The sequence below is a fragment of the Kribbella sp. CA-245084 genome, assembly GCF_050942355.1.
In the GTDB taxonomy this organism is placed as follows: Bacteria; Actinomycetota; Actinomycetes; order Propionibacteriales; family Kribbellaceae; genus Kribbella.
In genome coordinates this window covers 2631132-2642030 of the sequence record NZ_CP192053.1, presented here as the reverse complement: position 1 = coordinate 2642030, position 10899 = coordinate 2631132, and the positions used below count along the sequence as shown (strand labels likewise).

The 10899-nt window shown below is 69.0% G+C and carries 12 protein-coding genes; 5 read left to right on the top strand and 7 right to left on the bottom strand.

The genetic code is table 11. From position 1 onward, the window contains the following. Positions 1 to 4: 4 nt before the first annotated feature. The 5 genes from mreC to ACQPYH_RS12810 all read right to left on the bottom strand — a co-directional run bounded on the left by mreC (position 5) and on the right by ACQPYH_RS12810 (position 4300). Positions 5 to 943 carry a rod shape-determining protein MreC gene (gene mreC, locus ACQPYH_RS12830; protein WP_432890461.1) on the bottom strand — a complete coding sequence of 313 codons (939 nt, stop codon included), beginning with the start codon at positions 941 to 943 and terminating at the stop codon, positions 5 to 7. 10 nt (positions 944 to 953) lie between these two features. Then, positions 954 to 1982, bottom strand: coding sequence for a rod shape-determining protein (locus ACQPYH_RS12825; protein WP_277876961.1), 1029 nt, complete (start codon positions 1980 to 1982; stop codon positions 954 to 956). 148 nt (positions 1983 to 2130) lie between these two features. Further along, positions 2131 to 2541 carry a nucleoside-diphosphate kinase gene (gene ndk / locus ACQPYH_RS12820; RefSeq protein ID WP_130438888.1) on the bottom strand — a complete coding sequence of 137 codons (411 nt, stop codon included), beginning with the start codon at positions 2539 to 2541 and terminating at the stop codon, positions 2131 to 2133. Between the two features lie 38 nt (positions 2542 to 2579). Further along, complete coding sequence (locus ACQPYH_RS12815; RefSeq protein ID WP_432890458.1) at positions 2580 to 2942, bottom strand: DUF4233 domain-containing protein; 363 nt, start codon at positions 2940 to 2942, stop codon at positions 2580 to 2582. Further along, positions 2939 to 4300, bottom strand: coding sequence for a bifunctional folylpolyglutamate synthase/dihydrofolate synthase (locus ACQPYH_RS12810; RefSeq protein WP_432890455.1), 1362 nt, complete (start codon positions 4298 to 4300; stop codon positions 2939 to 2941). Before ACQPYH_RS12810 ends, ACQPYH_RS12815 begins: the two co-directional genes overlap by 4 nt. A gap of 74 nt (positions 4301 to 4374) precedes the next feature. On the opposite strand from ACQPYH_RS12810, the gene valS reads away from it, so the two are divergent. Next, positions 4375 to 6918, top strand: coding sequence for a valine--tRNA ligase (gene valS, locus ACQPYH_RS12805; RefSeq protein ID WP_432890452.1), 2544 nt, complete (start codon positions 4375 to 4377; stop codon positions 6916 to 6918). Positions 6919 to 7085: 167 nt separating this feature from the next. Continuing rightward, positions 7086 to 7922: a hypothetical protein gene (locus ACQPYH_RS12800; RefSeq protein WP_432890449.1), complete on the top strand. Its 837-nt coding sequence runs from the start codon at positions 7086 to 7088 to the stop codon at positions 7920 to 7922. A 33-nt stretch (positions 7923 to 7955) separates the two neighbouring features. Here ACQPYH_RS12800 and ACQPYH_RS12795 read toward each other — a convergent pair whose 3' ends face one another. After that, a complete protein-coding gene (locus ACQPYH_RS12795; protein ID WP_432890446.1) occupies positions 7956 to 8882 on the bottom strand; it encodes an AEC family transporter in 927 nt (308 codons plus the stop codon). Positions 8883 to 8965: 83 nt separating this feature from the next. Continuing rightward, positions 8966 to 9463: a MarR family winged helix-turn-helix transcriptional regulator gene (locus ACQPYH_RS12790; RefSeq protein ID WP_432890443.1), complete on the bottom strand. Its 498-nt coding sequence runs from the start codon at positions 9461 to 9463 to the stop codon at positions 8966 to 8968. Positions 9464 to 9535: 72 nt separating this feature from the next. Between ACQPYH_RS12790 and ACQPYH_RS12785 the strand changes: the two genes are divergently transcribed. Genes ACQPYH_RS12785 through ACQPYH_RS12775 form a run of 3 tightly spaced genes read left to right on the top strand, consistent with a single transcriptional unit; the run spans position 9536 to position 10892 of the window. Then, positions 9536 to 9964, top strand: coding sequence for a PPOX class F420-dependent oxidoreductase (locus tag ACQPYH_RS12785; protein ID WP_432890440.1), 429 nt, complete (start codon positions 9536 to 9538; stop codon positions 9962 to 9964). After that, positions 9961 to 10413, top strand: coding sequence for a nitroreductase/quinone reductase family protein (locus tag ACQPYH_RS12780; RefSeq protein WP_432890437.1), 453 nt, complete (start codon positions 9961 to 9963; stop codon positions 10411 to 10413). The genes ACQPYH_RS12785 and ACQPYH_RS12780 overlap by 4 nt, the downstream gene beginning before the upstream one ends. Positions 10414 to 10436: 23 nt before the next feature. Continuing rightward, positions 10437 to 10892: a nitroreductase/quinone reductase family protein gene (locus tag ACQPYH_RS12775; RefSeq protein WP_432890434.1), complete on the top strand. Its 456-nt coding sequence runs from the start codon at positions 10437 to 10439 to the stop codon at positions 10890 to 10892. Positions 10893 to 10899 lie beyond the last annotated feature (7 nt).

Here is a 10899-nt window from a genome sequence, read left to right as displayed (position 1 = left end):
GGTGTCAGTTCCCCTTCCCTGGTAGTGGGGCTCGCGGTGGGCGGGCGGGTGGTCCGGTGACCACGCCGACGGTGTCGATCCGAGTCGGGTCGACGTACGGCTTGATGGTTGCGGTGGATCCGAGGGAGCCTTCGTTCGGCGTCACGGAGGTGACGACGCCGATCGGGACGCCTGGCACGTACGGCGCGTTGCCGCTCGAGCCCCAGGTGACGATCCGGTCCCCGACCTTGGGCCGGGCCTTCGGGTCGACGAGCTTGTAGTCGAGGGTGCCGGCCAGGTCGCCGCGCCCGGAGACGAAGCCGAGCGCCATCGACGAGTTCAGCCGGCCGCCGACGGTCGAGTTGCGGTCGCCGATCAGCAGCACGGTCGCGGTCCCCGCGGTGGTGCGCACCACTCGGCCGACCAGACCGGTCCCGTTCATCACGGTCATGTCGGTGTGCACGCCGTCCGCCGTCCCGGCGTCGATCGTGACCGTGTGGCTGAACGTCTGCGCGCCACCGATCCCGATCACCCGGGCCGGCGTCATCGTGTACGCCGGCGCGACCTTGAGCAGCTTGTCCAACTCCTGCGCCCGGTTGCGGGCGTAGTCGGAGGTGTTCAGCTCCTGGGTCAGATTCTCGTTGTCCTGCTTGAGTTTTTCGTTCTCTGCTTTCAACCTATCCATTTCCGCGAACCGGTCGCGGAGGTTGTCCACAGGCTGCCGGGCCGAGCTCGCGGTCGACTCCAGCGGACCGAACACGCCGGCCGCGGCCTCCCGCAGCGGCTCGACCGGCGAACCGGCCGAGCGGCGGGCGTCGAGCACGATCAGCGTGAAACAGGCCAGGATCACCAGCACGAGCACGGTCCGGCGGCGGCGGATCTGCCGCGGCATGCCGGTCGCGCGGAGCGGGGCGCCTGCCGAACGGATCGCGCTGCGGGCGGGTGTACCGAGGTCTTTGAGCATCGGGTGGACCTCAGCGCCGGTTGTCGGTGACCAGGATGCGGTTGAGGGTCTCGATGTTGTCCACGCACTTGCCGGCGCCGAGGACGACGGCGTCGAGCGGATTCTCCGCGACGTGGATCGGGATGCCTGTCTCGTGCCGCAGCCGCTCGTCCATCCCCTTGAGCAGCGCGCCGCCGCCGGTCAGCACGATGCCACGGTCGACGATGTCGCCGGCCAGCTCCGGCGGGGTCTTGTCCAGCGTCGCCTTGACCGCGTCGACGATCGCGGTGATCGGCTCCTCGATCGCCTGGCGCATGTCGGCCGACGAGACCTTCACAGTCCGCGGCAGGCCGGAGACCATGTCGCGGCCGCGGATCTCGCTGTCCGGGCCGTCGGTGGTCGGGAAGGCCGACCCGATCGTCATCTTGATCTGCTCCGAGGTCGCCTCGCCGAGCAGCAGCGAGAACTCCTTCTTGCAGTAGTTCACGATCGACTTGTCGATCGCGTCGCCGGCCACCCGGATCGACTGGCTGGTGACGATGCCGCCGAACGAGATGACCGCGACCTCCGTCGTACCGCCGCCGATGTCGACGACCATGTTGCCGGTGGCGTCGCGGACCTCGAGGTTCGAGCCGAGCGCCGCGGCCATCGGCTCCTCGATGATGTAGACCTTGCGGGCGCCGGCCATGTACCCGGCGTCGCGGACCGCGCGCTGCTCGACCGCGGTGATCCCGGACGGGACGCAGACCACGATCCGCGGCTTCGCGAAGTACCGCCGGCGGTGCACGCGCTGGATGAAGTACCGCAGCATCTGCTCCGCTGCGTCGAAGTCGGCGATCACGCCGTCCTTGAGCGGCCGGATCGCAGTGATGTTGCCCGGCGTCCGGCCGATCATCTTCTTCGCCTCGTGACCGAACGCGACCGCTTCGCGCGGGTCGTCCGTCCGGGTCGCGACCACGGACGGCTCGTTCAGCACGACGCCCCGCCCGCGCACGTAGACCAAGGTGTTCGCCGTCCCGAGGTCGACCGCCATGTCGCGGCCGAGCATGCTGTTCGCCACCGCGGCACCTCCCACTCGACCCCAACTCAGGCTAAGCGCCGCCCGCGCAAAGCCCGTGGACCGACACGACCGGTCCGTCCGGCACGTATCGTATCCGCTTACTCACCCGGCGTCCGAACTGGCCTCCCGGGCGCGAACGGCCTTGTGATCAAGGCAGGTCGGGGAACCAGATCTTGATCTCGCGGCTCGCGGACTCCTCGGAGTCGGAGCCGTGGACGAGGTTCTCGCGGTTCGACAGCGAGAAGTCGCCACGGATGGTCCCGGGCGCGGCCTTGCGGCCGTCGGTCGCGCCGTTGGCGGCGCGGATGACCTCGATCGCCTCGTCGCCCTCGAGCACCATCGCGACCAGCGGGCCGCTGGTGACGAAGTCGCGCAGCGGCGGGTAGAACGCCTTTTCGACGTGCTCGGCGTAGTGCTGGTCGGCCATCTCGCCGTCGATCGTGCGCAGGTCCATCGCGACGATCCGGAGCCCCTTGGCCTCGAACCGGCCGAGCACCTCACCGACCAGGCCGCGGCGGACCGTGTCGGGCTTCAGCAGGACCAGGGTGCGCTGCGACATCTGTCAACTCTCTCTCGAACTAGGGTGGGCGGCTGAGCCTAACTGCTCTGTGCTTCGGGGGCCTCACGAGCCGCACGGGCCTCATGCGCCTTCTTGGCCTCGTCGATGCGGCGGCCGAGCACGATGGCCGCCACCCAGAACGCCGCAAAGGCGGCACCGAGCAGGAACATCACCGGTACGACGAAGCCGAGCCCGACCGCGCCGACCTGGACCAGCGAGCCGAGCACGTAGCCGACCCGGTACTTCAACAGGCCGGCGGCCACGAGCGCCAGCACCGCCAGCCCGAGGCACACCGGCACTGCTACTGCCGGCCGGACGTCCGCGACCGAGATCATCACCGGCGTCACCAGCGCGAGCACGATCATCTCGAACCCGAGCGAGATCGACGCCAGCGACCTCATGTCGTCGCGTCCTTCGACTTGCGAACCAGTAGCGTGCGGGCCTCACCGGCGGTGATGACGGAGCCGGTGATCAGTACGCCGCCGCTGCCGAACGCGACCGAGTTCTCCTCGGCCAGCCGGATCGCGTCGTCGATCGCGTCGATCAGGTGCGGGCGGACCACCACCCGGTCCTCGCCGAACACCTCGGCCGCGAGCTCGCCCAGCTCCTCGGCCGGCATCGAGCGCTCGACGAAGCTGTTCCGGGTGCAGACGACCGTTTCCATGATCGGCTCGTATGCCTCGAGGACGCCGTACACGTCCTTGTCCTTCATGCAGCCGAGGACGCCGATCAGCGGCTGGAACTGGAACGCCTCCGAAACCGCGGCCGCGGTCGCCTCGGCGCCGTGCGGGTTGTGCGCGGCGTCCACGACAATCGTCGGGCTCTGCCGGACGACCTCCAGCCGGCCCGGGCTGGTGACCTCGGCGAACCCGGCCTGCAGCAGCTCGGTGGTGACCCGGCCCTCGGTCTCGGGGCTGGCGCCGAGCAGCGCCTCGACCGCGGCGATCGCGGCGGCGGCGTTGTGCGCCTGGAACTCACCGTGCAGCGGGATGAACAACTCGTCGTACTCGCCGCCGAGGCCCTTCACCGAGATGACCTGGCCGCCGACCGCGAGCGTGCGGTTGACGACACCGAACTCGATCCCCTCACGGGCCACCTGCGAGCCGACCTCGGCGGCCCGGCGGAGCAGGACCTCGAAGACCTCCAGGCTCTGCTGCGACATCACCGTCGTACCGCCGGCCTTGATGATGCCGGCCTTCTCACCGGCGATCGTGACCGGATCCGCGCCGAGGATGTGCGCATGGTCGACCGCGATCGGCGTGATCACCGAGACCGTTCCGTCGGCGACGTTGGTCGAGTCCCAGGACCCGCCCAGGCCGACCTCGATCACCGCGACGTCGACCGGTGCGTCCGCGAACACGGCGTACGCCATGCCGGTCATCACCTCGAAGAACGTCAGCGGGTGCTCCTGCTCGGCGTCGACGACGTCGAGGTACGGCGCGATCTCGGCGTAGGCCTCGACGAAGCGCTCCTCGCTGATCGGCTCACCGTCCAGCGTGATCCGCTCGCGCACCGACTCCAGGTGCGGGCTGGTGAACCGGCCGGTCCGCAGCCCCGCCTCGCGCAGCAGGGTGTCGATCATCCGGGCCGTGGACGTCTTGCCGTTGGTCCCGGTCAGGTGCACCACCGGGTAGGCCTTCTGGGGGTCGCCGAGCAGCTCGACGAGCCGCCGAACCCGGTCCAGGGAAGGCTCGATCTTGTGCTCCGGCCAGCGCGCCTGGAGCAGGGCCGACACGTCGGCATAAGAGAGGTCGCTCATCAGGAGACTCAGTCTATGGGGGCCCTGTGGATAAGCGTTCGGAGCACCCCTTGACAACCACTACGATTGTGCGCATGAGCCAGACGTCCCGCGTTCCAGACAAGCCCACCCTCGAAGGCCTCGAGGAGAAGTGGGCTGCCGTATGGAAGGAGCAGCAGACCTACGCCTTCGACCGCACCGCCGAGCGGGCCGACGTGTTCTCGATCGACACGCCGCCGCCGACGGTCTCCGGATCGCTGCACGTCGGGCACATCTTCAGCTACACCCACACCGACCTGGTCGCGCGCTTCCAGCGGATGCGCGGGAAGAAGGTCTTCTACCCGATCGGGTGGGACGACAACGGCCTGCCGACCGAGCGCCGGGTCCAGAACTACTACGGCGTCAAGTGCGACCCCTCCATGCCGTACGACGCGGACTTCACCCCGCCGGCCAAGCCGGACCCGAAGAAGCAGATCCCGATCGCCCGGCAGAACTTCGTCGACCTGTGCGGTGAGCTCACCCACATCGACGAGCAGGCGTTCGAGTCGATGTGGCGGACGGTCGGCCTGAGCGTCGACTGGGAGCACCTCTACACCACGATCTCCGAGGACTCCCGGCGTACGTCGCAGCGCGCGTTCCTGCGCAACTTCGCCCGCGGCGAGGCGTATCTGGCCGAGGCGCCGACCGTCTGGGACGTCACATTCCAGACCGCTGTCGCGCAGGCCGAGATGGAGGCCCGGCCGTATCCGGGCGCCTACCACCGGATCGCGTTCCACGGCGCCGACGGGCCGATCTACATCGAGACCACCCGGCCCGAGCTGATCCCGGCCTGTGTCGCGCTGATCGCCCACCCCGACGACGACCGCTACAAGCACCTGTTCGGGACGACCGTGAAGTCGCCGCTGTTCGGCGTCGAGGTCCCGGTCCTGTCCCACCCGGCCGCCGAGATGGACAAGGGCGCCGGCATCGCGATGTGCTGCACGTTCGGCGACCAGACCGACATCCAGTGGTGGCGCGAGCTGCAGCTGCCGGTCCGCACCGTCATCGGCCGCGACGGCCGGTTCCTGCGCGAGACCCCGGCCTGGCTCGAGGACTCCGCCGAGCTGTACGGCGAGCTGGCCGGCAAGACCGTCTTCAGCGCCCGCGAGCTGATCGTGGCGAAGCTGCGCGAGAGCGGCGACCTGGACGGCGAGCCGAAGCCCACCGAGCGGATGGCGAACTTCTACGAGAACGGTGACAAGCCGCTCGAGATCGTCTCCACCCGGCAGTGGTACATCACCAACGGCGGACGCGACGAAGGGCTCAAGCAGGAGTTCCTCGAGCGCGGCGAGGAGCTCGCCTGGGTTCCCGAGCACATGCGGCACCGCTACCTGAACTGGGTCGAGGGGCTGAACGGCGACTGGCTGATCTCCCGCCAGCGGTACTTCGGCGTCCCGTTCCCGGTCTGGTATCCGCTGGACGCCGACGGCGAGCCCGACTACGCGCACCCGCTGATGCCGGCCGAGGCCGAGCTGCCGATCGACCCGACCTCACAGGCACCGCAGGGGTACGACGAGTCCCAGCGCGGCAAGCCGGGCGGATTCGAGGCCGATCCCGATGTGATGGACACCTGGGCGACGTCGTCGCTGAGCCCGCACATCGCCTGCGGCTGGGAGCGCGACGACGACCTATTCCGGCGTACCTTCCCGATGGATCTGAACACGCACGCGCACGAGATCATCCGGACCTGGCTGTTCTCCCGCGTCGTCCGGGCCCACTTCGAGAACGGCACGCTGCCGTGGGCGCGGTCGATGATCTCCGGATTCGTCGTCGACCCGGACCGGAAGAAGATGTCGAAGTCCAAGGGCAACGCGGTCGTCCCGACCGAGATCCTGGACAAGTTCGGCGCGGACGCGGTCCGCTGGCGCGCGGCGATGGCCCGGCCGGGGATGGACTCGCCGTTCGACGAGTCGCAGATGAAGGTCGGGCGCCGGCTCGCGATCAAGGTCCTGAACGCGTCGAAGTTCGTTCTCGGGTTCGGTGCGACGACGGTCGACACGTCCGCGGTCACCGAGCCGGTCGACCTGGCGATGCTGCAGCGGCTGCGGTCGGTCGTCGCCGACGCCACCGCGGCCTTCGAGCGGTTCGACTACACCGGTGCGCTGGAGGTCAGCGAGCGGTTCTTCTGGACGTTCTGCGACGACTACGTCGAGCTGGTCAAGGAGCGGGCGTACGGCGGTCAGGGTGACGCCGCTGCAGCCTCCGCGAAGGCTGCGCTCGCCGTTGCGTTGTCGGTCCAGCTGCGGCTGCTCGCGCCGTACCTGCCGTTCGCGACCGAGGAGGTCTGGTCGTGGTGGCAGGAGGGTTCGATCCACCTGACCAGCTGGCCGCAGCCGGATGTCGATCTCGCGGTCGCCGCGCAGGAGCCTGAGGTTCTGGACGCGGTTTCGGAGGTTCTCGCGGGGATTCGCGGGGCGAAGTCCGAGGCGCAGGTGTCGATGAAGACCGAGGTCAGCAAGGTCGAGGTCACCGGTCCGGCGGCGCGGCTGGAGCTGGCCGAGCGCGCCGAGCCGGACCTGCGGGCCGCGGGCCGGATCACCGGCGAGATCGTCTGGCACGCCGACGACTCCGACGCGGTCAAGGTCGTCGCCGCGCTCTGAGCCCGTTCCCCGCTGCCTGTCTCCTGCTGCCTGTCTCCTGGTGCCCGTCTCCTGATGGAGGCGGGCGCCGGCACGTGTGGCGGAACGACTACCCTGCGAGATCGGTTTGTGCTGATGTGGAAGCATCGGGTCCGAACCCCGTGACCGAACGTCCGAGGAGCCAACCCATGAGCGACCCCACCACCCCGGCGGATCCGACGCCGACGGAGGAGGCCGTCACCACGGCCGACGCCGGCGCCGACACCGCCGAGCTGGCCGCAGTCCCTGCCGGGGCCGAGAATTCCGCCGGAGCCGACAATACTGCCGGGGCCGACAAGCCTGCTGGGGCCGAGAAGGCTGCGGGTGCTGAGACGGCTGCTGGGATCGAGAAGGCTGTGGGCGCCGAGAAGGCTGCTGGGGCCGTGAAGACTGCTGGGGAAGCGGCTGGGGACACGAACGTTGATGGCGCGGGCGGGCAGCCGAAGAAGAAGTGGTGGCGACGGATCAAGGTCCGGGGGCCGTGGGTCACGGTCGCCGCGGCGCTCGTCGTACTGCTCGCGCTGGCGCTGCTCGGGTACATCTGGGGTCTCGGGCCGCTCAACCGGCTGAACACCGAGCGCGGGATCACCCCGCCGGCGAAGCTGGCCGGGCTCGACCGGATCACCGACAAGACGATCCGCGACCAGGCCGGCCTCGACCAGACCCGAGAGGCGTTGAGCCGGATCAACAACGGCAAGCAGGTGACGGTCGAGGCGTACGGGAGTCTCGACGGCGATCGCCTGTTCGTGATCATCGCGCTGCGCGGCAAGGTCGACATCGACAAGACCGTCGCCGACTCCGGCGCGACCCCGGACAAGATCAAGAAGATCGGCAACTCCACCTGCGTCGAGTCGTCCGGCAACCTGCCGACCCAGTGCTACCGCGGCTCCAACACCCTCACGGTCATCGCCCAGTCCGCGAACGAAGGCGTCAACGTCGACAAGGTCGAGCCTGTCGCCGAAGAAGCCTTCAAAGCCATGCGCTGACTGGCGCTGACTGGCACTGACTGGCACACCGAATCAGGCGAGCAGGCCTGCGATCAGGATCATGACCGGGATCGACAGCAACGTGCTCAGCAGGACCGCGCTCCGCGCCAGCGTGCGGCTCGCTCTGTAGTGAACGGCATAGACGTAAACGTTCTGGGCAGTAGGCAGGGCGGCCAGCAGAGTCGGGGCCAGTAGCGCAGGCCCGTGGAGGTCCAGGACCCAGCGGGCGATGGTGTAGGCGACCAGTGGTTGCACGAACGTCTTCAACACGACCGCGAGTACGACGTCCCGACGCAACGTGATCGAGTCCTTAGTCCCCGCGCTCAGGCTCAACCCGTAAGCGACCAACGCAACCGGCACCGCCGCGGCGGCGACCAAGTCGATCGGCCGCATCACGACCTCCGGCAATCGCACGCCCAGCAACGAAAACAGCAACCCGAGCAACGACGCCACGGTCAGCGGATTGCGGAACGGCCGCGTCACCATCGTCCGCAGCGACACCCGCCGTCCACTCCCCTGCCGGTCATGGTCCAGTACGGCGAACGCGATCGGCGCCATGATCACGACCTGGAACAACACGATTGGTGCGACCAACGCACCGTTCCCCAGCACGTACGCCGCGACCGGCACGCCGAGGTTCCCGGCGTTCACGTACGACGACGCGAGTACGCCGATCGTCGCTTCCGACCGAGTGCGCCGCCAGATCGCGGCAGCGACGACGAGGAACACCACCTGGACCACGAAAAGGCTCAGCAGGTTGGTGACCAGCACGACCGAGAAGATCGCCCGCAGATCCGCCCGCGCGACCGTCGTGAACAGCAGCGCCGGCGTCGCGACGAAGAACGCCAGCCGGGACAGAACCAGCTCGTCCTGCGACCGCAGTACGCCGAGGAGGCCGACGACGTACCCGAGCACGGCGACCGCGACCAGCGCGCCGAACGCACCGACGACGGCGGACACCTCAGGAACTCAGCGGCTTCGACACGCTGCGATCGTATAGGAAACGGCTGTCCGGCGACCTTGGGCTTCCAGCGACCGGACGGTCAGCAGGGGCCGTCGCCGCTGCGGCAACTCGTCACGATGCCGGCCATGACGGCGCGGAAGCGTTCGTGATCGGCTGCGCTCAGGCTCGCCGTCAGCTTGGTCAGCTCCTCGCCGACATCGGCATGGAACCGGGTCGCGGCCCGGCGGCCGGCCTCGGTGAGATTGACCTGCAGGGCACGCCTGTTGCCCGGGACCGCCGAGCGCTCCGCCAGCCCACGCTTCTCGGCCCGGTCCATCAACCCGGTCAGCGCCGCCTTCTCCACGCCGAAGCAGTTCGCCAGCTCGGCCATTCCGCGCGGGCCGCCGAGCAGAACGCACAGGAGTCTCGCCTGAACGGGCGTCAGCTCATGCCGCTCGGCGATGCGGGTGAAGATCCCCTGAACGAGGCCGGTCAGCTGGATGAGACCGGTGGCCGTGTCGATCTGGTCGGCCGCCAGGTCGGCGCCGTACAGCGGGCCGGAGCGGGCGACAGGCCGGGTGGCTTCGGTCTCGGTCACATCCACCAAGGTACAGGGCATGTATAGTTAACGGCACATACAGTCAATGTCGTTAACTATCGAAGGAGAGCCATGTCCTTCAGCGAAGCGGAGACCGACTATCTGCGGTCCCAGCCCCTGGGCCGCCTCGCCACCGTCTCCGCCGACGGCCAGCCGGACGCGGTGCCGGTCGGCTTCGAGTACGACGGGACGTACCTCTACGTCGGCGGGATGGACCCGGTCCGCACCCGCAAGTACCGCAACGTCCGGGACGGGAACGTCAAGGTCGCGTTCGTTGTCGACGACCTGGCGTCCGTGCGCCCGTGGGTTCCTCGGTACCTGCGGATCTACGGCGAGGCGGAACTGGTCGAGCGGGACGGGCAGTTCGGCCCGGCGCCGTATCTGCGGATAACTCCGACCGTGTCCTGGAGCTTCAACCTCGAAGGCCGGCCGTTCGGCCACGATGTCGAGGTCACGACGACCCGGACCGTCCACACCCGCGAGGCGGTGACGCGCCGATGAGCTTCGACGCGATGGCCGGCACCCGCGGCGCGCGGCAGCCGAAGGGCCGGGTGATGCGCTGGATGAACGCCCTGATGGCCCGCCGGATCGGCCGCGGGAGCAAGTTCATGGGCTTCGACGCGCTGGTACTCCGGACGATCGGGCGGAAGTCCGGCGAGGAACGCAGGACACCCGTCGGCTGGTTCCCCGGCGCCGACGGCAGCCGGTTGATCGTCGCGTCCGCCGCCGGAGCGCCCAAGAACCCGGCCTGGTACTACAACCTGGCGGCGAACCCCGAGGTCCTGATCGACATCGACGGCACGACGATCGCGGTCCGGGCGGAGCAGTTGCACGGCGCCGAGCGAGCGGAGGCGTGGGAGCGGATCACGGCAGCCGCGCCGCGGTTCGCGGAGTACCAGGTGAAGACCGACCGCGAGCTCCCCGTCATCAAGCTGACCGAACGGCACTGAAGGACAGGCAGTAGCGTGACGGGATGAGCTTCGACAGCCGAGCCGGCACCCGTGGCGCTCGGCAGCCGAACGGCCTCGCGTGGCGGTTGCTGAACAAGTTCGTGGCCCCCGTGATGCGGCGCCGGGGCGGCAGGGTCGTTGGCATCGACATCTTGGTCCTGCACACGATCGGACGCAGGTCCGGGGAGGTACGGGTGACACCGGTCAGCTGGCTCCCGGCCGCCGACGGCAGCCGGCTGATCATCGCCTCCGCGGCCGGCGCTCCGGGGAATCCGGCGTGGTACTACAACCTCGCCGCCCATCCCGACCAGGTCCGGATCGAGGTCGGCAACAAGACGATCGAGGTCCGCGCCGAACAGCTTCACGGCGCGGCACGGGCCCAAGAGTGGGAGCGAATCATCGCGACCGCCCCACGCTTCGCGGGCTACCAACAGAAGACCGATCGCGAACTCCCAATCATCAAACTGATCGAGCAGTAGCGTGAGG